We start from the raw sequence: 21,181 nt of genomic DNA on the forward strand, positions 1-21,181 counted from the left end.
TGGGGCTGGCTTCGACGTTCTGTTACTCAAGAATGACGCCGCAACGGCGATCGGCTGGGCAAGGCAATCTGCAATTTGAAACGGCCGGGAGGGACAAACTAGGACGCAAATGTCGCGCATGCCTAGGTCCGCATTGACCAGACGTGCTTGGGCCGGAGTGGCGGCTTCGCGCCGTGGATCTACACTCGATGCTCAAGGAGGCTCTCATCTCGAAAGGCAAGCGATGTTCCGGAGTCGATCGACGTCTCGAATCTCAATTCGCCACCGAACAACACCTTATCGGCCTGCAGCCGGCGGAGAACCGCGTTGATGGTCTTGCGTGTTAGCCCTGTCAGTTCACCGAGCGCTTGCTGGCTCAGTGGCAACGCGTCAAGTCCGGCGGTTACCTCCGCAATGTCTGAAAGTCGCGCGGCGACTCTCTGGGTAGGAGGCAACGTTAACATGTCCGCGCCGAACCTCAAGGCGTAGCGGAGCTGGCCGTAGAGTAATTTGGCGACGGCGCCAGATTTCGGGCTTTGATCTGCAACTCGGCTTAGGTCACCGCAATATCGATGTGAAGCGGCTTCTCGGAGGCAGGCATATCAGTGCTCCTTTCACTGGAAGAACGGGTGATGGCCATGATCCGGCAGACGTCAGACGCCCTCGTAAACCAGTCGGGTGAAAAACGCCGGCGTGATAAGGAATTGGCCCCACTTTGCATCGAACGCCGCGGTCGGCTTGGCGGCAATCGTGTCATCGAGCGAGCGGCCCTGCTGCTTGAGCTTGCCGATATTGTCTCGGATTGCGACAAGCATGTCGCGATAGGCCGAAAGTTCAGCTTTGTTGCTAACCGGATTGCCGTGCCCCGGGATCACGATCGTGTTGTCGGTTACGGCAACAACATTCGCCTCGGCCGCCTTGATCATTCCGTCGATGTTTCCGCCGGTTGAATAGTCGATGAACGGATAGATGCCATTCCAGTAGGTGTCGCCGCAGTGAAGAATGTCCGCTTCGGGGATCATCACCGATAGGTCGCTATCGGTGTGCGCAGGACCGTAATATTTGAGGAGAAGCGTAGACTGGTTGAGCTTCAGAGCTTTCTCAGACGAGACGATTTCGGTCGGAACGGCCGATAGCGGAGGAGACGGGAAGTTGAAATCCCAGTCCTCAACTCTCTGGGCGACCAGCAGATGCTTGTGGGTGTTCTCATGGGCGATGATAGCTGCCCCTTCCGCATTCAGCCATTGATTGCCGTCCGTGTGATCGAAGTGCCAGTGCGTGTTGATGAGGTGCGAAACCGGGTCGCGGCTCAGCCCATTCGCAGCCTCTAGGATGCGCGGACGGGATGCTGTGATGCCGGCATCAATGAACACCTTGCCGTCCGCGCCTGTCATGACAGCGATATTGCCGCCAGACCCCTCGAGGATGCTGATATTGTCGCGCAGCTTATGGACTTTGATGGTTGCTTTGGCGGCGTCGTCACGGATGAGGTCCACGATATTGCGCGCCTCTGCGAAAGCCTCTCGCGGCGAGAGCCAGCCTCCGGTTGCCGATACTGTGGTGGCCGCCATGCAGCACAGGCAGAACCCGCGTCGCGACATGATATGCTGGTTGAGGGTCGCCATGGATCTCTCCTATATGTCCGCAAAGGTCCTGGCGCCACGCGTGCTGTTTGCCATGTGAACGATGATCATGGCCTGCCCGTCGGTCGCGGCCGACGATTCGCGATCCGCTAACTTTTAATGAACGCCAAGAGGTCCGCGTTGATGGTCTCGGCCTCTGTCGTCGGCATGCCATGCGGAAATCCCTTGTAGGTCCTTAGCGTACCGTTTGTCAGACGCTTTGCGGACAGCGGCGCGGAATCAGCATACGGCACGATCTGGTCGTCGTCGCCGTGCATCACCAGCACCGGCAGATTGATCTTCTTCAGGTCCTCAGTGAAGTCGGTTTGCGAGAACGCGACGATGCCGTCGTAATGCGCTTTTGCTCCACCCATCATACCCTGACGCCACCAGTTCAGGATCACGGGCTGGGACGGCTTCCTGTCGGGCCGGTTGAAGCCATAGAAGGGCCCCGAAGCGATGTCGAAGTAGAACTGCGACCGGTTGACAGCCAATTGTCGCTGCAAATCGTCGAACACAGCCTTCGGCAGCCCAGCCTGATTGCTCGGCGTCTGGACCATCAAGGGCGGCACGGCGGAAAGGATCGCCGCCTTGGCCACGCGGCTTTCGCCATGCCGAGCGATGTAGTGCACGACCTCGCCGCCGCCGGTGGAATGTCCGACATGGACGGCGTTCTTCAGATCGAGATACTCGGTGACCGCCGCGAGATCGTCGGCATAACGATCCATGTCGTGTCCGGCCCCACCTTGGCTCGAGCGCCCATGACCGCGGCGGTCATGTGCGATGACGCGAAAGCCGCGGTTGAGGAAGAACAGCATCTGTGTGTCCCAGTCGTCCGCGGACAACGGCCAACCATGGCTGAAGACGATGGGCTGCCCCGAACCCCAGTCTTTGTAGAATATCTCTGTACCGTCTTTGGTGGTGATCGTGGGCATCGCGAACCTCCTGCGTCGCAGAACTGCGTGGACCGAGCCAGAACAGAATTAAGGGCTCGGCAGGTGCTTCGGTGCAGTGAAGTATGCGCGCAAAGCTCGCGCAGCTGCTAGTTAGCTGTTGTTAGAGATCGTTAGAGAGCAGCGGCCCTTCGATACGACAGTACGATTTCTCCAATTCTAAGTTCTTACGGAGCTTCTCGATAAAGTTCCTGGGGCGTTCGCTCTACTCCTCGATAATCGGCGCACTTCCACCGCAGGCCTTTCGTCGGGGCAGTTTCCGTTCCCCGCGTAAGCTGTCGGGCTCAATGCCTCGGGGCGCGATACTGCTTGAGCCGGGCGGTCAGCGTGACAAGGCACTTTCGGTCTTGGTCATTTGCTGCTCTCTCTGCCGCGTTCATGGTGACCGCACATCATTGCATCGACACGGTCTCGTTGCCGTTTGTTAAAGAGGCGCTCGACGTGATGGTCGAGCATAAAATTGCGTCTGGCCTCGATACCAGGCGGTATCGACACCGTCTCGACCATTTGCCAGGGTCAGTGAGGGCCTCGCCCTCTGAAGGATCGGCTGTTACCGTCAGAATATCGAACGCCGGAGCCGCAGGTCCGGCCGCGACCGGCCGCAAGACGACCCACAGGATGAGCACCCCCTGGCGTTACCCTTGTCCAACCTCGCGGGCAGCTTTGGCAGGGTGGATTCAGAATAGATCGAGAATCATCTGACGAGGCTTCTACTGCCGTGAAGGCTCCGACGGTCCTTGTCAGGAAACGACGTACGGCTGTCCTGATCCGCAGGATCGTGTTCGTTGTCGGGGGCACGACTGGTTGCGATATACGGGTAAGCGAGGTCTCGCCTTCGGATTGGCCGGCGAAGGCAACTTCGGCACAACCGACCAATGGTCGTCGGCAATGACGACGAGCTGAGCGCAAGGAGAATGTGATGACCCCCAGCAGCATCGTTTCTCAGGTTGGTGAAGAGCGAACTCATTCAACAATGATGGCCTGGCGCGTGCACGAGTTTGGGCCGCCACAGGTCATGAAGTTCGAGCCCGTGCCACGACCCAAGCCCGGTCCTGGCGAGGTCCTGGTCAAAGTTGAAGCCGCTGGGGTCGGGCCATGGGATAGCTGGATCAGGGCCGGGAAGAGCGCCTTGCCGCAACCGCTTCCTCTCACTCTGGGCTCGGATCTGTCCGGCGAAATCGTCGCCATCGGCCCTGATGTTGCCGAGTTAGCTGTGGGAGATCAGGTTTATGGTGTTACGAATCCGCAGTTTGTCGGGACCTACGCCGAGTACGCTCTCGCTTCCGCGGGCATGGTCTCGAAGAAGCCAAGCTCGCTGACCTACGTTGAAGCCGCCTCCGTTCCTGTCGTTGCAGTCACCGCATGGCAGGCGTTGTTTGATCACGCCCAGCTCAAAGCAGGTCAAACGGTGGTCATTCACGGGGCGGCCGGCAACGTTGGATCCTATGCGGTTCAATTGGCCCGTCACGCAGGTGTGCAAACCATCGCAACCGTATCGACGGGCGATATTTCCGTCGTGCGCAACCTCGGCGCAAACAGCGTGATCGACTACCGGACCCAGCGCTTTGAGAAAGAAGTACGGGACGCGGACGCTGTGATTGATCTGGTCGGCGGTGAAACCCAAGAGCGCTCATTCCAGGTCATTCGTCGCGGCGGCAAGCTGATCTCGGCAGTGTCCCGCCCGGATCAGGATCTTGCAAAGCGCTACGGTGTTGAAGCCGTCTTCTTTTTGGTCAACGTTACGAGCCAATATCTGACGGAGATCGGTCGCTTGATCGATGCTGGAAAACTGCGAACAAATGTGGGGGCAGTCTTACCCCTCGCGGATGCGCGCGAGGCTCATTTGATGCTGGAACGCTTGCGGCCACAGCCGAAAGGAAAGATCGTGCTCAAGATCGGAGCGAGTTGATCAACTGAATTTTCGTAGTTGCGCTCACGCGCAACGCGCAGCCCACCGTAATTCTTGAAAGGACGCAACGATGACAACCCCAACTCTCGCCCATGCTCTCGTCATTCCCGATTCCGTACTCGCGAAAGAGGCGACAGACATCCTGCGCCAACATTCCACCGATCTGCTCTTTAATCACTCGATTCGCGTCTACCTGTTCGCGGCTGAGCAGGGTCGTCAGAGGAATCTGCGCTTCGACCGTGAGCTCCTTTACGTCGCTGCCGCATTTCACGATCTCGGTCTGATCAAGAAGTTCTCGAGCCCAGACGAGCGCTTCGAGGTCGATGGCGCAAATGCCGCCAGACAGTTTCTTAGCACCCACAACATCGCTGAAGATCAGGTGCAGACCGTCTGGGAAGCAATTGCGCTGCATACCACCCCCGGCATCCCGAAGCATATGGGGCCCGAAGTGGCGCTCCTCAACTCCGGTGTGCTTCTCGATGTTATCGGGGTGGGGTTCGATCAGTTCCCAGCGGAGCTGCGCGAGGAAATCGTCGCCAAGTACCCGCGCACAAATTTCAAAGAAGGCTTCATTCAGGAGTATTTCGCTGGTTTTGCGCACAAGCCGGCGACCACGTACGGCACCGTCAACGCTGCCATCTGCGAACGTTTCATCCCGGGATTCAAGAGTCCCAACGCCTGCGACCTGATCGCTGCTTCGCCCTTCCCCGATTCCCAGCACGAGGCTCACCATCATAACTAGGACCTATCCTGTGCTCCAGGAGCTCAATCCCGATCGCGCGCATGCTATCAGCGCCGACTCGCTGGCCTCTCTCATTTGCCTGACGCTCGGCGCTTTTGCCATCGGCAGCGAGGGGTTCATGATCGCCGGACTGCTCCCGGCCTTGGCGCGAGATCTGAACGTCGGTTTGCCCGCCGCCGGTCACCTGGTCACCGCCTTCTCCCTCGCTTATGCCATCGGCGCGCCGGCCATGGCCGCGTTGACGGCCGGGCTGGAACGGCGTCGCCTGCTGGTCGTCGCCATGGGCGGCTTCGCCCTGGGCAATCTGCTCGCCGCGCTGGCGCCAGGCTATGCCGCGCTGTTGGCCGCGCGGCTGCTGTTGGCCCTGTCCGCAGCAAGCTTCATGCCGGCGGCCAGTGGATATGCCGCCGCACTGGGCGGTCTGGAGCGGCGTGGCCGCGCCCTGTCCGCTGTCACCACCGGGCTGACCCTGGCAGTTATCGGCGGCGTGCCGCTGGGCGTACTGGTGGGGCAGGAGTTCGGCTGGCGCGCCACCTTCTTCGGTGTGGCGGGGCTGGCGGTGTTCTCGTCTTTGGGATTCTCACCCGGCTGCCGTGCCAACGGCCTGGCGTCACGGCCGGCTTGGGTGAGCGTCTGGCGCTGGCCAAGCGTCGCGATATCCTGGGCGTGCTGGTGACCAACGTGCTGACCGTCGCCGGCACCTTTACGGTCTACACTTATCTCAGTGTCTTCACAGCCAGCGTCGCTGGCCTTGGCTCGCAGGCGCTGGCGCCGGTCCTGCTGGGCTTTGGCCTGGCCGGCGCGGTCAGCGCGGCGGACCGTTGGGGCGCGCGCATGATCGTGATCGTTGCTGGTTGGCTTGCCCTGGTGGCCTATCTTGCGTTCTCGCTCAGCGCGGCACTCGGGCCGGCGCGGGCAATGCCGGTCCTGCTGCCAGCCATCCTGATTTGGGGTTTGGCCAGCTGGGGGCTCATAACGGCGCAGCAAGCGCGGCTGGTGGGGATGGCTCCGGCACTGGCGCCGATCAGTCTCTCCATGAATTCCTCGGCGATCGACCTCGGCAGCGCGGGTGCCGCAGCGGGAGCTGTGGTCATTGCCAATGGCGCGATGGAGCGGCTCGGCTGGGCGGCTGCGGGATTCGGTCTGGCCGCGCTGTTATCGGTGCTGCTCAGCGGCGGCAGCACATCAGGCCGAAGCTGATGGCGACGGCGATGGCTTCTCATCGGAAGCGTCACCATCACTCATCAGCTCGGCCCTGCATCTTGGTTCCAACTAGTTTGCGCGAGCTCGTTAGAAGAGGAGTGCGACAATGTCGATCAGTGGATTTTCCTATCGGATTGGTGCGCTGTCAAACCCTCGAGATATGACAGCAAAAGTAGTGAGGAGAGCAATGCGAACGGCCTTCGTGCCGCTCATAGCGTTAGCGATCGCCTTGGGAGCTTCACCCGCGATCGCGCAGGAGCGGGAGCAGGTGAAAGTCGCGTTCGAGCACGCGCTCCCGAATGTCGAAGGAAGGAAAATAGTTGCTGTGACGGTGACCTATCCTCCCGGAGGCAAATCGCTGGCTCATCACCACGCAGCCTCGGCATTTATCTACGCCTATGTGTTATCCGGGGCCATCCGCAGCCAAGTCGGCAATGAGCCAGCCAAGGTCTATCACGCCGGCGAAGGATTTTACGAAATGCCCGGCTCACATCACACCATCAGCGAGAACGCCAGCGACAAGGAGCCCGCCAGCTTACTGGCAGTCTTCGTCATCGATTCCAAGGACGGGCCCTTGACGACGCCAGACAAGGGGCCGTGATCACGAAAATTGCGCGACGAGCTCGCCTGTGGCCGTGATGCTCAATTGAGGAGCTGCAGGGGCTACTGGTTGGCGGCCGCGCCAGCGAGCCAACCGGTAGACGTTGTTGCTTCACGGGTCGCGCCGAGCTTTTTGCAGTCTCCGGAACTAGTTGCATAATGGGGCGCTAGACTGGAGAGGCAGAGAGGTGCCGGTACAAGCTGTCGCAATCGTCGTCTGTGAGGGGGTCCAGGCGCTAGACGTGGCTGGGCCGATGGATGTGTTCAGTGAGGCGAACGCGTTTCTCGGCAGCGCGGATCGCTACGAAACCGTTTTGGTTGCTGCTCACCGCAATCCGCTGCGCGCGTCGAACGGCATACGCATGGTCGCCGACCTGACCTTCGAAGAGGCCGCGGGCGGCTTCGACATCGTTCTGGTGGCCGGCACTCCGACGCCACCGGAAGCGGAGCCCGAACCGTGCCTGCTTCAGTGGGTCAAGGAGCTGCCGTGGCGCTCCAGCGTCTATGGATCAATCTGCACAGGGGCTTTTGTGCTCGGCTATGCCGGCCTCCTCGACGATCGGCGAGTCACGACCCATTGGCAGGATGCACAGGCGCTGGCGGCGAGATTCCCGAAGGCAAAAGTCGAACCGGACTTGATCTATGTCCGCGATGGACGGTTGATCACCGCGGCTGGTGTGACTGCGGGAATAGATTTGGGCTTGGCGCTCGTCGGGCAGCGGCACGGCGCGGAAACGGCGCTCAAGGTCGCCAAGCGGCTGGTTGTCGTTGCCCAGCGCCAAGGCGGGCAGTCGCAGTTCAGTCCCTATCTCACCGCACCTGCCGATCCGGAATCGCCCATCGCACGCATCCAGGACCATGTTATGGCGAACATTGGCGATCGCCACACGCTGGAGTCGCTGGCCGCGGTCGTCGGCATGAGCCCCCGGAATCTGGCGCGGCATTTCGGGCAGGTGACCGGAACCACACCGCACGAATTCATCGAGCGCGCCCGTATTGATGCCGCGCGCATGCTGCTGGAAGCAAGCGACCGACCGCTGAAGGCCATTGCCTTCGACTGCGGCTTCGGATCTGCGGATCGGATGAGAATTGTCTTTAGCACCCGTCTCGGCGTGACCCCCGTCCAATATCGAGCCAGCTTCCGGCGAGCAGAACCGGAATAGTTCGCGAGCTATACGAGGACGAAACTGCGGGCTCCTACTGCCCTGAAGCTCCGAGCGGCCCTTTGTCAGGAAACGACGTGCGGTTGTCCTGATCCGTAGCATCCCGCTTGTTGCCCGGAGCAGAGCTCTGCTGCCTAATCCCGACACGCAACCAGCCCGTTATCCAACCGAGGGGATTGCTCCATGTCCGAAATCATCGCTGGCATTCGCGTGCCTGACGGCGCCATCGCGCGCGCAGCCACGCAGCTCGTGCGCGATACCGAAGACGACCTGCTCTACAACCATAGTCGCCGTGTCTTCCTGTGGGGCGCGCTCACGGGCGAGCGCCGCGGTCTGAAATACGACCCGGAGCTGCTCTACCTCGGCGCCATGTTCCACGACATGGGCCTCACCGAGAAATATTCGAGCCCCGATCTGCGCTTCGAGGTCGACGGCGCCAATGCGGCCCGCAAATTTATGAAAAGCTACGGCGTGCCCGAGCGTGACATCGAGGACGTCTGGACTGCCATCGCGCTCCACACCACGCCGGGGATCCCCGAGCATATGCGCCCGACCATCGCGCTGGTGACCGCCGGTGTGGAGATGGACGTGCTCGGCATCGCCTATCACGACTTCACGCATGAACAGCGCGACCATGTCTGCGTCCATCATCCGCGCGAGAAGAACTTCAAGGAGAACATCATCGAGCACTTCGCTAACGGCATTATCAAGAAGCCGCTGACGACGTTCGGAAATGTGAAGGCCGACGTTCTTTCGCTGAAGGACATGAACTATGTCCGTCAGAACTTCTGCTCGATCATCCTTGGCTCAGCTTGGCCGAACTGATCCCTCGTTGCCGCGCACCAGAGAGGCCGTCGAGGATGCGGGGTCCTGGCGAGGCCTTGGGGTCTGCTTTGCTTGGAGTGCTGGAGAACATGCAGGTTCCCAACACCACCATTGTCACGAAGCAGCCGGTTTCGTCTTTAGCCTATGTATTCCCGCAAATGAAAGCGGCAGGACGAAGCGGAGTTTTTACGTCGCTGGCCAACCAGGCAAGCGGCTCGAGCTTGTGGAGCCCTCACATCGGCTCCGAGCCTTGCATCCGGCTACTTAGGTGCTTGCGGTCTCGCCTCTAGTTCTGAGACGATGTCGTGGAGGAGACCGAGCGCGAGGCGATCGGTGACGTCGCGCTCCATCAAGCGGTAGCGCACGATCGATCTTCGAGCTGTTGGCTTTTTCGCCCTTGCCCATGGAACATTATCATGGGCAGCTGGTGGGGGCCGCGGGAATTTGGGTCCGCCCTGACGTTGTTAGCGCCCCTAAAGCGTCGCCGGGAGGCTGGAGAGGAGGCAGGACGCCGGGGCTGCAGCGCGCCGCTTGCCCAGCGCACTGAAGCTGGCATGACACTGGAGCCTCCTTGTTCCGGATCACGGAGCCGCACTGCATATGCATTACGGATTTGCGAAAACCGCATTTGTGGATGCTCTTCCCGGGCTGTATAAATTGCTAGCTTCTTCCCCCTATTTGAAGAGGCTATCATGAACACATTGCATACGTGGCTTTCGCAACAGCACCACGGGTTGCACACCTTCCGCGAATTTCAGCAAAGGCTCTACGAAGCCTGCAAGGACGAGCCTGACCAACAGGGTCTGTGTCGGCTGCTTAGTACCGTCGTCGACAACTATGTTGATACGTTCGAGCCATTACCGGTCGCGGTCGCCGACCATGCCTATCAGCGTCTACTCGATCTGGTGGCTGACATAGATTTCAGTGCAAGCGCCGAGCAGCGCCTCGCCACTATCAACCGTGTGGCAACCAGCGATTTGCTGCACTAGGCGGCGTGGATTCTTGGGATTCTCAAATCGGATAGAACGTGATTCAAGGCTTTCTTTTGAGGAAGTCTTGGGCGTTATGGATCGGCTCGTTCTGAGCGACATGCAATGGGACCGCATCTCCGGCTTGATCATCGGTCGGCCGGATCAGCGTGGTTCGACGGGCCGCGACAACCGGATGTTTGTCGAGGGCGTGTTGTGGATTGTGCGAACTGGTTCGCCATGGCGTGATCTGCCCGAAGAGTTCGGCGAATGGAACAGTGTCTTCCGACGCTTCAGCCGGTGGAGCGCCAAGGGGGTCTGGCTGCGTATGTTCGAGGCACTCACAGACGATCCGGACTTTGAATACCTGATCGTTGACTCCACCATCGTCCGCGCCCACCAGCACGCCAGCGGCGCAAAAGGGGGGCTCAAAATCAGGCCATCGGGCGTTCGCGCGGCGGCCTGACGACCAAAATCCATATGGCTGTCCGTGGCTTGGGTTGCCCGGTCCGCTTCTTCCTAACGGCAGGTCAAGCCGGCGATGCGCCTCAGGCCCAGCCGCTCATCGACGGGCTGCCAGCCGAGGTCGTGATGGGCGATGCGGCCTACGATTCCGATGCGTTGCGATCCGCGATCGCCGCAAAAGGCGCCCAAGCGGTCATACCGAACAACCCCTCGCGGGCAATCAAATATCCGCTCAATAAACCCCTCTATGCCGAGCGTCATCTGATCGAATGCTGCTTCTCGAAATTGAAGCGGTTCAGGCGCGTTGCAACGCGCTACGAAAAGACGGCGCGAAATTACTTCGCCGTCGTCGCTATCGCGGCAACCCTGCTCTGGCTAAGGTAACTGTCCACGCAGCCTAGGGGGCGATGCGCGCCGGGATGCCCCATCTGGGGCGTCTGCTGCTGGCTGAATATCTGACGGCAGGTCACATTTTCGGATGTTCATGCAATCGCCGAAATGAAGAGCTCACATGGCGGACTGTCGAGTTGGGGAAGGATGACCCGATTGCGCTGTCCGCCCGCGGGAATGCATTCGCGTTTTTAGTTGGGAATCTCGGCTAGTGCCGGCTTGGTTGACCGCGCGCTTGCGCTTAATTCGAACCTGGCCGAGGGATAGAATTTCGGCGATTGGGTAAGACCCTGGCTTGGCGCGCCGTATGCGGCGATCGGGCGCTTCGCACGCGGCATTCGTCCGAGCCACTAGCCCGATGGGCATGCAGGCCGGAACCGCGCATGCATGGCCGTTCGAAGACTGAACTTCCAGGCATTCGTCCCTTCAAGGTTCAGGTCCCGCAGGATCAACTCGACGATCTTCGCCGGCGCCTGGCAGCGACCCGCTGGCCCGACAAGGAGACGGTCCTCGATCAGACGCAAGGCGCGCAACTCGCAATGCTCCAGACCAAAGCGACGCGCCCAACGGTCGAGCCAGTCCTCGCTTTCCAGGAAGAACTTTCAGTCGCCAATGACCCGGGCCTCATCAGCAGAAACGGTACGGGTGGTGTGAACGGCCTGAAGCTAGAGCTGTGTATCGGTGTAGCCTATGTCACGCCCTTGGCGGCCACCAGCGAGGCGCAATATGACAGCCTCATGGATACGAATATCAGGTCCGCGTTCTTCTCAATTCAGGCGGTCGAACCGTTCATGCGCGAGGGCGGTTCGATCATCCTGAACACAGCCTGGTTGAATCAGGTCGGTGTTCCCGGGCGCGCCATCCTTTCGGCTTCGTTCGCTCGTTGGCACGCACATTGTCGGCCGAACTCCTTGGCCGGCGCATTCGCGTTAACGCAGTCAGCCCGGGCCTGATAGAGACGCCCATCCTTCGGAGCGTCGGCCGACCCGCACGCTCGCGAGCGGGCCTTCGACTTGGCACGTCAGGATTCGCCGAGCGGCTTCTCTCCGGAAGAGGCTGTCGCCGAGGTCCGCGATGTTTTGGATTCGATCGGGGACTCCTGTCCGGAGTGCCTCTCCGAGACTGGCTAGGCCGTCTCCTCTCTTGACTTGCAGCGGAACGGCGGCCGCAGACGAGTGAGTTCGATCCACGCCAACGCGGCGTTGATCCATTTCTGCCGTTCGGCTCCATCGGCTTCCGCGGCGAGCTTCATCGCCCCAAACGCCTCGCGCTCGGGGTCGTACTCGACGTTCATGGGTTGAAATATAATCGGGGATGTAAACGATCAGGCCGCGGTGTGACCGTAGGAATTCGGGGCCGGCCACTACGGCCAATTCACGCAGACTTCCGCTGCGGCTTGGACGGCCTTTTCGCCGTGCCTTCCCTCGCCGCCTTCTTCGCCTTGATCGACTTCAGCATTTCCTTCTCGCCGGCCGCCGCCTTTCGCGGCTTCTTGGCGGGCTTTGCGGCCTTCGCCGGCGCGGCCTCCTTGCCGACGGATCGGCGCAGCGCCTCCATCAGATCGACGACGTTGGTCGATGCTGGGCGCTTCTTCGGCGTGATCGGCTTGCCAGCCCGCTTTTGATTGATCAAGTCGATCAGCGCCGTCTCATACTGGTCCTCGAACTTATCGGGTTCGAAAGAGCCGGACTTCTGGTCGACGATGTGACGGGCGAGATCGAGCATGTCCTTGGTGACTTTGACGTCTTGAATCTCGTCGAAATACTCCTTCGGGTCCCGTACTTCGTAGGGGTACCGCAGCAACGTCCCCATCAAGCCCTTGCCCAGTGGCTCCATCGCGATGATGTGCTCGCGGTTGGTCAGCACCACGCGACCGATCTCGACCTTGTCCATCTCGCGGATGGGTGTCGCGGATCACCGCGAACGCGTCGTGCCCGACTTTCCCGTCCGGGCGCAGATAATAGGGACGGATCAGGTAGCGCGGATCGATGTCGCTGCGGTCGACGAATTCGTCGATCTCGATACTGCGCGTCGACCTCGAGCGCGATCTCTTCGAGCTCCTCCTTGGTGATCTCAATGAACTGATCCTTCTCGAGCTGGTAGCCCTTGACGATATCCTCGTTCGGCACCTCGTCGCCCGTGTCCGCGTCGACCTTCACGTACTTGATGCGGTAGCCGGTCGCGCGGTTCAGCTGGTTGAACGAGATCTTCTCGGACCCGGACGTCGCCGGATAGAGGGCGACTGGGCAGGTCACCAGTGACAGACGCAGGAAGCCTTTCCAGTTGGCGCGGGGGGCATGAACGCGGTACTCCGGAGGGACGGTGCTGGATTCAAGACGAACAGAGCCTGCCGGTTCCGACATGCTCCGGGCCCGCCAACAGGAAAATTGGCCATCTGCCCGCAGCGCCCCCGGGCACGTCCGAAAACGTCGTGAATCGCTTGTTTTCCAGGTACCTCGTGGAGCTTTTGGCCGGTATTGTGGACCCATGGACGCGCTGACCCAGCCCCTCAAAGTCGGGCAAACTCTGGACCCGGCGGACCTGGCCGCAATGGCCGGCGCGTTGGCTCAGTCGACCGATTACAGGGTCCTTCGACGCCTGATCCCCCGGTCTCCCTACACGCCGGCCGCCGGGCAGGCGGTCCGGACGGGCATTCTGCTCGACACCGAGACGACCGGCCTCGACGCCACGAAAGACGAGATTATCGAGATCGGGATGGTCAAGTTCGACTACACGCCGGACGGGCGGATCGTCGGCGTCAGAGACACGTTCTCGGCCTTCAACGAACCGAGTGCGCCGATCTCCGCGGAAGTGACGGCGCTCACCGGCATCACCAACAAATTCGACGATGCCGCCGTCACGGCCTTCGTCGAAAGCGCAGTCATCACGATCGCGCACAACAGCGGCTTCGACAGAAAAGTCGCCGAACGCTACTGGCCCGTGTTCGAACACAAGGCCTGGGGCTGCAGCATGAGCGAGATCGACTGGCGCAAACTCGGCTTCGCGGGCTCGCAGCTCGGCTATCTATTGAATGGGGCTGGCTTCTTCCACCAGGCGCATCGGGCGGTCGACGACTGCCACGCTCTGCTGGAGGTTCTCGCTCTCGAATTGCCGACGATGGGCTCCTCCGCACTGGCGCTTCTGCTGGAGACCGCCCGCAAGCCGACAATGCGAGTGTGGGCGGAGCAGACCGCGTTCGAGCTCAAGGACTCGCTGAAACGCAGGGGCTATCGCTGGAATGACGGTAGCGACGGCAGGCCGAAGTCCTGGTTCAAGGACGTCGACGAGACCGCGCTCGACGACGAGATCGCGTTCCTGCGGACCGAGATCTACATGCGGGACGTCGAGCCAACCGTGCAGCGGCTGACCGCCTTTACACGGTTCTCCAGCCGCGTTTAGGTCGTGCGAGTCTACGGTGCCGGGGTCGGCAAGGTCGCGGGTCCAACCAGCGTCTGGCGCAATCGTGATGGCTCGGCACTTTGCACTCCTTGCCGCGGCGTGAGAAAAGGACGGCATGGGTCCGAGGAAGGTCTTCAACTGGCTGATTGCGCTGACCGTGGCGGCGGGGCTGCTCGCTGCGCCCCTGTCGGTGCCTGCTATGGCTGCGCTGCAAACCGCGGCAGCGGCTGACGGGATGCAGGCGACGGCGGACGACATGCCGTGCTGTCCCGACCAGCAGGACCAGAAGGCCAAGGACTGCGGAACCTGTCCGTTCATCGCACTCTGCATGCTGACGATCACCATGCCGGTCCCCGACAGCGCCGGCGCGCTTGTGGACCGCAGCTTTTCGCGCAGCGCATTCGCCCTGCCTGACGATCTACTGATCGACGGGCTCGGCGAGCATCCTCCGGATCATCCACCTCGAACCATCGTCTGACCGGCGCCGCGGCGCCGGAACCTCGACGCGCGACCTTGAAGCCGCGCGTCGAGACATGCCGCTTCGGCGGTCCATCAGACGTTTCGAGGAAATGACATCATGAAGACTACCACTGCTGCGCGCGCGGTCGCCGCCGCACTTTTCGGCCTAACCATCGTGGGGGCGCCGAAGCTCGCGCTTGCCGACATCAAGGACTACGAATTCCAGCTCGTCGAGCCGACCGTCCAGGCCGGCCCGGACAAAATCGTGACCGTCCGACTGCTGAACAAGAAGACGGGCAAGGCGGTGCCGGACGCCGTCATCTTCGCGAGCCGGCTCGACATGGCGCCGGACGGCATGCAGGAGATGGTCACCAAGGTAACGCCGATGCCGGGCACCGAGCCCGGGAGCTACCGTTTCAAGGCCACCTTCAGCATGGCCGGACGTTGGCAGTTGTCGCTCGGCGCCAAGGTTCAGGGCGAGACGGGCACGGTCGAAAACAAGCTCGTCGTCACGGCGCAGAAATGAGCCGGACCATCGCCTTAGGCGCGGCCACTGCGATTTGCGCAGCGGCCGGCGCCGCCTTGCTCGCGGGCGCTATCCCGCGGGCAAAACCGTTCGCCGCATCCGTCGTGACGGTCGCCGCCGCCGCCGCCGAAAGCGGCGCGCCGATCTACTATCAGGATCCGGACGGGAAGCCATTCTACTCGCTCGCGCCGAAGAAGACGTCGGACGGACGCGCCTGGCGCGCGGTCCCGTCGAGCGCGGACATCAGCTTCGACGCCCCCGAGGACGAGCCGGCCGACACTAAAGCCGCCGACGCGAAGGCCGAGCGCAAGATCAAATACTATCGCAATCCGATGGGGCTGCCGGACACCTCGCCGATGCCGAAGAAGGACTCGATGGGGATGGACTACATCCCCGTCTACGAAGGCGAGGAATCCGACGCCGGCTCCGTCAAGCTCTCGCCGGGGAAGATCCAGCGCACGGGCGCCAAATCCGAGCCCGTTACGCGGCGGCCCGTCACGTCTGTGATCCGGGCGCCGGGGACCGTCAAAGAGGACGAGCGCCGCGTTTCCGTGGTCGCGCTGCGCTTCGAGGGATTCGTCGAGAGTGTCGCCAACGTCACGACCGGCGATCATGTCCACAAGGGGCAGCCGCTCCTCAACGTGTACAGTTCGGCACTTTCGAGCGCGGCCGCGGAATATCTCTCCGCCGTCAACGCCGGCGCGACCGGCCAGGCGCTCAAGGGCGCGCGACGCAGGCTGGAGAATCTGGCGACTCCGGAGCCGTCCATCAAGGAGCTTGAGCGCACCAAGGAAATTTCGCTCTCGATTCCCTGGCTCGCCCCCCAGGAGGGCGAGATCCTCGAACGCAACGTCGTGCCCGGCATGCGCGCGGGGCCAGGCGACGTGCTCTTCAGGATCGCCGATCACCGCCTGGTATGGGTTCTCATCGATGTCGCCGAGCGCGATTTGGTGCAAGTCGCCGTTGGCACCAAGGTGACCATCAGGCCGCGCGCGCTCACGGGGCAGAGTTTCGGCGGCGAGGTCGCGTTGGTCTATCCGCATCTCAACGCCGCCACGCGCACCGCGCGCATCCGCGTCGAGGTGCCGAATCCCGACGAACTGCTGCGGCCCGAGATGTACGTCGACGCGGAGATCGAGACCGGCACGCCGGGACCGGTGCTGGCAGTGCCGGAGAGCGCCGTGCTCGACAGCGGGACCCGGCAGGCGGTTCTGGTCGACAAGGGCGAAGGCCGCTTCGAGCCGCGGGAAGTAAAGCTCGGCCGTCACGGCGGCGGCTTCGTCGAAATTACCCAAGGCGTCTCTGAGGGCGATTCCGTCGTCACCTCGGCCAATTTCCTGATCGACGCTGAGAGCAACCTGAAGGCCGCGCTTAACGGGTTCGCCGAGGCAGGCGGCGAGAACCCGGCCAAGCCGGCGGCGGGCAGCGCGGGGACACGCCCGTGATCGCCCGCCTCATCGCCTGGTCGGCCCGCAACCTGCTGCTGGTGTTGTTCGGCACCGGCTTCGCCGTGGCTGCGGGAATCTACGCGCTGGTCCATCTGCCGCTCGACGCTATTCCGGACCTCTCGGACACGCAGGTCATCGTCTACACGGAGTATCCCGGACAGGCGCCGCAGGTGATCGAGGATCAGGTCACCTATCCGCTCGCGACTGCGATGCTCACCGTGCCGAAATCCAAGGTGGTGCGCGGCTTCTCGTTTTTCGGGGTCTCGTTCGTCTACGTGATTTTCGAGGACGGCACGGATATCTACTGGGCGCGGTCGAGGGTGCTTGAATTCCTCAACGGAGCCACGTCGCGATTGCCGGTGGGAGTGACACCGACCATCGGTCCGGACGCGACCGGGGTGGGCTGGGTCTACCAGTACGCGGTGGTCTCGAAGGAGCTGAACCTCGCCGACACGCGGACGATCCAGGACTGGAACCTCAAATTCGCGCTGGCGAAGGCGGAGGGCGTCGCGGAAGTCGCGAGCGTGGGCGGCTTCGTCAAGCAGTACAATGTGATCCTCGATCCGCAGCGGATGCGTGATCTCGGCCTCACCATGGCGAGGATCCGAGACGCGATCCGCGCCAGCAATGCCGACGTCGGAGGGCGGACGGTCGAACTATCCGAGTTCGAGTACGTCGTCCGCGGGAAGGGCTACCTGAAAAGCATCAACGATCTCGGCAACATCGTGCTCAAGAACGACGGCGGAACGCCGGTTCTGCTGCGCGACGTCGCTCGGGTCGAGCTCGGTCCGGACGAACGCCGCGGCATCACCGAACTGAACGGCGAAGGCGAAGTCGCCAGCGGCATCGCCCTGCAGCGGTTCGGCATGAATGCACTGGACGTCATCGAGAACGTCAAAAAGCGGTTCAAGGAGATCGCGACCAGCCTCCCGAAGTCGGTGGAGATCGTACCGGTCTACGATCGCTCGAATCTGATCTATGCCGCCATCGACACGCTCAAGCACACGCTGGTCGAGGAAAGCCTGGTCGTGGCGCTGGTTTGCGTCGTCTTCCTGCTGCACGTCCGAAGCGCGCTCGTCGCCATCCTGATGCTGCCGGTCGGCGTCCTGATGGCATTCGGCGCCATGAAGCTGCTGGGGATCGGCTCCAACATCATGAGCCTCGGCGGCATCGCCATCGCGATCGGTGCTATGGTGGATGCCGCCATCGTCATGATCGAGAACGCTCACAAGCATCTCGAACGGGCCGATTCTGGCAAATCGCGGATCGCCATTCTGATCGAGGCGGCTTCGGAAGTCGGCCCGGCGCTGTTCTTCAGCCTGCTGATCATCACGGTTTCGTTCATGCCGATCTTCACGCTGGAATCGCAGGAGGGGCGCCTTTTCAGCCCGCTCGCCTTCACCAAGACGTTCTCGATGGCGGCCGCTGCGCTGCTTTCGGTCACGCTGGTGCCGGCGCTCATGGTGATCTTCGTCCGTGGACGGATCGTCCCGGAGCACCGGAATCCGATCAACCGCTTCCTGATCTGGATCTACCGGACCGTCATCAAGAGCGTGTTGCGTGCGAAGACACTTGTTTTCCTGCTCGCGCTCGCCGTGCTCGCGGTGACGATCTGGCCGGCGCGCCAGCTCGGCACCGAATTCATGCCGAACCTGAACGAGGGCACGCTGCTCTACATGCCGACGACGCTGCCCGGCATCTCGATCACCAAGGCCGGCGAATTGATGCAGATGCAGGACCGGATCATCAAGTCGTTCCCGGAGGTCGCCTCCGTCTACGGCAAGGCCGGACGCGCCTCCACGTCGACCGACCCGGCGCCGACCGAGATGTTCGAGACGGTCGTCAATCTCAAGCCTAAGGAGCAGTGGCGGTCAGGCCTCACCATCGACGGGCTGATCGCCGAGATGGACAAGGCACTGCAATTCCCGGGCGTCTCCAATGCCTGGACGATGCCGATCAAGGCGCGCATCGACATGCTCTCGACCGGCATCCGGACGCCCGTCGGCGTCAAGGTGATCGGCACCGACCTCGTCGAGATCGACAGGCTGGCCAAGCAGGTCGAGCAGGTGCTGAAGGCGGTCCCGGGTACATCGTCGGCCTACGCGGAGCGCGGCCTGGGCGGCTACTACCTCGAAATCACACCGGACCGATCGGCGCTCGCGCGCTACGGCATCATGGTGCAGGACGTTCAGGACACGATCGCGACGGCGCTCGGAGGCCAGACCGTCACGACGACGGTCGAGGGCCGGCAACGGTTCACGGTCAACGTGCGCTACCCACGCGATCTCAGAGACAATCCAAAGAAGATCGCAAACGACATCCTCGTTCCGATGCCGGCGGGCGGAGCCGTACCGCTCGCGGAGGTGGCGTCAGTCCAAGCGGCGCGCGGGCCGAACACGATCCGCACCGAAAACGGACAACTTGCCACCTACGTCTACGTCGACATCCGCGACCGCGACCTCGGCGGATACGTGGCCGACGCGCAGCGAGCCGTGCAGGCGAGCATCCAGTTTCCGCCCGGCTACTACGTAGTCTGGAGCGGTCAGTACGAATATTTGGAGCGGGCCATGGCGCGATTGAAGATCGTCGTGCCGGCGACGCTGCTGATCATCTTCCTCTTGCTGTACCTCAATTTCAGGTCGATCACCGAGACGCTTATCGTCATGCTGTCGCTGCCGTTCGCGCTGGTCGGCGGACTCTGGCTGATGTGGTGGCTCAGCTTCAATCTGTCCGTCGCCGTGGCCGTCGGCTTCATCGCACTGGCCGGCGTCGCCGCCGAGACCGGCGTCGTAATGCTGATCTACCTCAACCAGGCACTTGCCGAGATCGGGACGCGCCGCGCCGCCGAAGGACGGGCGCTGACCCGGGCCGACCTCCGCGAGGCGATCATGGAGGGCGCGGTGGAGCGCGTCCGTCCGAAGATGATGACGGTGGTCGCCATTATGGCGGGACTGCTGCCTATCATGTGGAGCACGGGGACAGGGTCAGAGATCATGCAGCGCATCGCGGTGCCCATGATCGGCGGCATGATCTCGTCGACCTTGCTGACACTGATCGTCATCCCGGCGATCTTCGGACTGGTCAAGGGCCTCGGACTCCGGGCCGGCGACCAGGCCGAGCCTCGTCCACCCGCAAGGGCGAACGTGGGAGTGATGAAGGCGAAGACACCGTCACCAGTAGAGTGACAATTCGTATCTTTTCCTACTTTGGTTTTTCCATCTTTGAATCCTTTAGCGACTGTACGACGGCCTCGTTGTCGAGCACATCCAGCAGCTGGTTTATGGTTTGTCGCAATCTCTGGGCCAGGCTCGACGTACCGGGCCAGGATGTCCTGAGCGTCTTCCAAGGCCTTCGCAACTCGCTGTTCCGGGATCCATGGCCGGTACTCCACGTACTCGCAGGAAGACGCGGCAATCAACGGCGCGTTCCTTTACTCAGTCCCTTGAACGAGCTCGCCCGGAGAAGACCTTCGGAGGTGACGTCACGGTACTCGATGTCGGCATAAAACTTGGGTTCGACCCACGTGGCCTTCGGCTTTCCGATGGTCTTGGTCAGCTTCTGCTTCGGGCTGATGACGGTATCGAGTGCCTTGCGGATCTGAGCGGAGGTGGTTCGGCTCCATCCTGTGCCGACCTTCCCCATGTAGACGAGATCCTTGCCTTCCTTCTTGCCCAGATAGAGCGCGGCATGGATCCTTGATGAAGCCGACCACGGGAAACTTGCCCTTTTGAACGACTTGATCTTCTGCCAAGCTTCGACCCGCTCCGATCGGTACGGCGCATCCATGCGCTTGGAGATAATTCCCTCATAGTTCAACTTGCCGGCGGCGACGAATAGCGCCTGCCCGTCACCCTTGTGATGTTCACTGAAGAAGACGGGCTCCTCGAGCCTGTGATCCTAAATCAGCTCCTTGAGCAGCCTCTTCCGCTCGAGCTGCGGTTCCTTGCGCAAATCCTTGCCGTCGAGCCACAGCAGAAGTAGATCAGGCGGTCCTGGTCGCCTCTGCCGAGGCCTGCCTGCAGTTCGGAGAAATTGGTGCGGCCCTTATGCATGACGACGACTTCGCCGTCGAAGATGGCCTGGCCCTCGATATCGAAGGCGGCAGCGATCCTCGAAAACTTGCTGACCCAATTGTAGCCGTTGCGCGTGTAGTGAATCCACCGAGAGCCCGAAGGCGCCTTCAACTTCAGGGTCGCCAATTGGGGTCCGATGAACCCCGGCATTGTAGGGACCTCTGGCTCTGAGGTCCGGGGCGCCTTTGTACGCTTTGCCCGCTACGCAACTCACAAAAAACCCGCCGCCGGGTTGGGTCCGGGCGGCGGGCGGTCTACCTACCTTGGTCAACGAGTCTCGCAACTTCGTAGGCGGCGAGGAGTTCCAACGGCCCGCTGGTTCACAATCTTTCGCGCTTGCGCCCAGGCTGCAACGGGGGCCGAAGGGCAATACCGTCTTTCTTGGAGCCCATCGAACTCCCGACGAGAGCCGGCGTTTACTGACATCATGTCAGACGCATTCGATTACTTCCGAGCC

The 21,181-nt window shown here is 61.8% G+C and carries 18 protein-coding genes and 4 pseudogenes; 16 read left to right on the forward strand and 6 right to left on the reverse strand.

The window, feature by feature from the left end; genetic code table 11:
- Window positions 1-179: 179 nt before the first annotated feature.
- From AC5V87_RS28720 to AC5V87_RS28730, 3 genes are all read right to left on the reverse strand, one after another.
- The gene (locus AC5V87_RS28720; protein ID WP_495368485.1) at window positions 180-443 is read right to left on the reverse strand and encodes a helix-turn-helix domain-containing protein; all 264 of its coding nucleotides are present in this window, start codon (window positions 441-443) and stop codon (window positions 180-182) included.
- A 189-nt stretch (window positions 444-632) separates the two neighbouring features.
- Window positions 633-1,604, reverse strand: coding sequence for an MBL fold metallo-hydrolase (locus AC5V87_RS28725; protein WP_495368486.1), 972 nt, complete (start codon window positions 1,602-1,604; stop codon window positions 633-635).
- Window positions 1,605-1,711: 107 nt separating this feature from the next.
- A complete protein-coding gene (locus AC5V87_RS28730; protein WP_495368487.1) occupies window positions 1,712-2,536 on the reverse strand; it encodes an alpha/beta fold hydrolase in 825 nt (274 codons plus the stop codon).
- A gap of 937 nt (window positions 2,537-3,473) precedes the next feature.
- Here AC5V87_RS28730 and AC5V87_RS28735 point away from each other — a divergent pair.
- The 11 genes and pseudogenes from AC5V87_RS28735 to AC5V87_RS28785 form a co-directional block, all read left to right on the forward strand.
- The gene (locus AC5V87_RS28735; RefSeq protein ID WP_495368488.1) at window positions 3,474-4,463 is read left to right on the forward strand and encodes an NADP-dependent oxidoreductase; all 990 of its coding nucleotides are present in this window, start codon (window positions 3,474-3,476) and stop codon (window positions 4,461-4,463) included.
- Window positions 4,464-4,533: 70 nt separating this feature from the next.
- Entirely contained in the window at window positions 4,534-5,205 is a 672-nt protein-coding gene (locus AC5V87_RS28740; RefSeq protein ID WP_495368489.1) for an HD domain-containing protein, read from the forward strand.
- 10 nt (window positions 5,206-5,215) lie between these two features.
- Complete coding sequence (locus tag AC5V87_RS28745) at window positions 5,216-5,881, forward strand: MFS transporter (RefSeq protein ID WP_495368490.1); 666 nt, start codon at window positions 5,216-5,218, stop codon at window positions 5,879-5,881.
- Window positions 5,827-6,405, forward strand: a complete 579-nt coding sequence (locus AC5V87_RS28750) for an MFS transporter (RefSeq protein WP_495368491.1) — start codon at window positions 5,827-5,829, stop codon at window positions 6,403-6,405. The genes AC5V87_RS28745 and AC5V87_RS28750 overlap by 55 nt, the downstream gene beginning before the upstream one ends.
- A 190-nt stretch (window positions 6,406-6,595) precedes the next feature.
- The gene (locus tag AC5V87_RS28755; RefSeq protein ID WP_495371964.1) at window positions 6,596-7,009 is read left to right on the forward strand and encodes a cupin domain-containing protein; all 414 of its coding nucleotides are present in this window, start codon (window positions 6,596-6,598) and stop codon (window positions 7,007-7,009) included.
- A gap of 187 nt (window positions 7,010-7,196) precedes the next feature.
- Window positions 7,197-8,171, forward strand: coding sequence for a GlxA family transcriptional regulator (locus AC5V87_RS28760; RefSeq protein WP_456837056.1), 975 nt, complete (start codon window positions 7,197-7,199; stop codon window positions 8,169-8,171).
- Between the two features lie 183 nt (window positions 8,172-8,354).
- Entirely contained in the window at window positions 8,355-8,996 is a 642-nt protein-coding gene (locus AC5V87_RS28765; protein ID WP_495368492.1) for an HD domain-containing protein, read from the forward strand.
- Window positions 8,997-9,688: 692 nt separating this feature from the next.
- A complete protein-coding gene (locus AC5V87_RS28770) occupies window positions 9,689-9,985 on the forward strand; it encodes a hypothetical protein (RefSeq protein ID WP_495368493.1) in 297 nt (98 codons plus the stop codon).
- Window positions 9,986-10,085: 100 nt separating this feature from the next.
- Window positions 10,086-10,813, forward strand: a pseudogene (locus AC5V87_RS28775) (IS5 family transposase).
- 419 nt (window positions 10,814-11,232) lie between these two features.
- A pseudogene (locus tag AC5V87_RS28780) lies at window positions 11,233-11,376 on the forward strand (epoxide hydrolase N-terminal domain-containing protein); the annotation flags it as partial.
- Window positions 11,359-11,744, forward strand: a pseudogene (locus AC5V87_RS28785) (SDR family oxidoreductase); the annotation flags it as partial. The pseudogenes AC5V87_RS28780 and AC5V87_RS28785, both read left to right, overlap by 18 nt.
- A gap of 201 nt (window positions 11,745-11,945) precedes the next feature.
- Here the strand turns inward: AC5V87_RS28785 and AC5V87_RS28790 are convergent.
- Together AC5V87_RS28790 and ku are read right to left on the reverse strand one after the other, a co-directional pair.
- Window positions 11,946-12,113, reverse strand: coding sequence for a hypothetical protein (locus tag AC5V87_RS28790; RefSeq protein WP_456837053.1), 168 nt, complete (start codon window positions 12,111-12,113; stop codon window positions 11,946-11,948).
- Window positions 12,114-12,193: 80 nt separating this feature from the next.
- Window positions 12,194-13,089 (reverse strand): annotated as a pseudogene (ku, locus tag AC5V87_RS28795) (non-homologous end joining protein Ku).
- Window positions 13,090-13,306: 217 nt separating this feature from the next.
- On the opposite strand from ku, the gene AC5V87_RS28800 reads away from it, so the two are divergent.
- The 5 genes from AC5V87_RS28800 (at window position 13,307) to AC5V87_RS28820 (ending at window position 19,836) form a co-directional block, all read left to right on the forward strand.
- Entirely contained in the window at window positions 13,307-14,218 is a 912-nt protein-coding gene (locus AC5V87_RS28800) for a 3'-5' exonuclease (RefSeq protein WP_495368494.1), read from the forward strand.
- A gap of 115 nt (window positions 14,219-14,333) precedes the next feature.
- A complete protein-coding gene (locus tag AC5V87_RS28805) occupies window positions 14,334-14,696 on the forward strand; it encodes a hypothetical protein (RefSeq protein WP_456837051.1) in 363 nt (120 codons plus the stop codon).
- A 99-nt stretch (window positions 14,697-14,795) separates the two neighbouring features.
- Window positions 14,796-15,203 (forward strand): FixH family protein, encoded by a 408-nt coding sequence (locus tag AC5V87_RS28810; protein ID WP_495368496.1) that lies wholly within the window; start codon window positions 14,796-14,798, stop codon window positions 15,201-15,203.
- A complete protein-coding gene (locus AC5V87_RS28815) occupies window positions 15,200-16,648 on the forward strand; it encodes an efflux RND transporter periplasmic adaptor subunit (protein WP_456837049.1) in 1,449 nt (482 codons plus the stop codon). Before AC5V87_RS28810 ends, AC5V87_RS28815 begins: the two co-directional genes overlap by 4 nt.
- A complete protein-coding gene (locus AC5V87_RS28820) occupies window positions 16,645-19,836 on the forward strand; it encodes an efflux RND transporter permease subunit (RefSeq protein WP_495368497.1) in 3,192 nt (1,063 codons plus the stop codon). The genes AC5V87_RS28815 and AC5V87_RS28820 overlap by 4 nt, the downstream gene beginning before the upstream one ends.
- 229 nt (window positions 19,837-20,065) lie before the next feature.
- Here the strand turns inward: AC5V87_RS28820 and AC5V87_RS28825 are convergent, their stop codons facing one another.
- A complete protein-coding gene (locus AC5V87_RS28825) occupies window positions 20,066-20,437 on the reverse strand; it encodes an ATP dependent DNA ligase (protein ID WP_495368498.1) in 372 nt (123 codons plus the stop codon).
- Window positions 20,438-21,181 lie beyond the last annotated feature (744 nt).

It is taken from the genome of Bradyrhizobium sp. SOJA106 (genome assembly GCF_059448745.1).

What these genes read in the sequence shown, in the direction of transcription:
- AC5V87_RS28720 (WP_495368485.1), bottom strand. Translation starts at nt 443, where the DNA reads ATGTTAACGTTGCCTCCTACCCAGAGAGTCGCCGCGCGACTTTCAGAC.
- AC5V87_RS28725 (WP_495368486.1), bottom strand. Translation starts at nt 1,604, where the DNA reads ATGGCGACCCTCAACCAGCATATCATGTCGCGACGCGGGTTCTGCCTG.
- AC5V87_RS28730 (WP_495368487.1), bottom strand. Translation starts at nt 2,536, where the DNA reads ATGCCCACGATCACCACCAAAGACGGTACAGAGATATTCTACAAAGAC.
- AC5V87_RS28735 (WP_495368488.1), top strand. Translation starts at nt 3,474, where the DNA reads ATGACCCCCAGCAGCATCGTTTCTCAGGTTGGTGAAGAGCGAACTCAT.
- AC5V87_RS28740 (WP_495368489.1), top strand. Translation starts at nt 4,534, where the DNA reads ATGACAACCCCAACTCTCGCCCATGCTCTCGTCATTCCCGATTCCGTA.
- AC5V87_RS28755 (WP_495371964.1), top strand. Translation starts at nt 6,596, where the DNA reads ATGCGAACGGCCTTCGTGCCGCTCATAGCGTTAGCGATCGCCTTGGGA.
- AC5V87_RS28765 (WP_495368492.1), top strand. Translation starts at nt 8,355, where the DNA reads ATGTCCGAAATCATCGCTGGCATTCGCGTGCCTGACGGCGCCATCGCG.
- AC5V87_RS28770 (WP_495368493.1), top strand. Translation starts at nt 9,689, where the DNA reads ATGAACACATTGCATACGTGGCTTTCGCAACAGCACCACGGGTTGCAC.
- AC5V87_RS28790 (WP_456837053.1), bottom strand. Translation starts at nt 12,113, where the DNA reads ATGAACGTCGAGTACGACCCCGAGCGCGAGGCGTTTGGGGCGATGAAG.
- AC5V87_RS28800 (WP_495368494.1), top strand. Translation starts at nt 13,307, where the DNA reads ATGGACGCGCTGACCCAGCCCCTCAAAGTCGGGCAAACTCTGGACCCG.
- AC5V87_RS28805 (WP_456837051.1), top strand. Translation starts at nt 14,334, where the DNA reads ATGGGTCCGAGGAAGGTCTTCAACTGGCTGATTGCGCTGACCGTGGCG.
- AC5V87_RS28810 (WP_495368496.1), top strand. Translation starts at nt 14,796, where the DNA reads ATGAAGACTACCACTGCTGCGCGCGCGGTCGCCGCCGCACTTTTCGGC.
- AC5V87_RS28815 (WP_456837049.1), top strand. Translation starts at nt 15,200, where the DNA reads ATGAGCCGGACCATCGCCTTAGGCGCGGCCACTGCGATTTGCGCAGCG.
- AC5V87_RS28825 (WP_495368498.1), bottom strand. Translation starts at nt 20,437, where the DNA reads ATGGATGCGCCGTACCGATCGGAGCGGGTCGAAGCTTGGCAGAAGATC.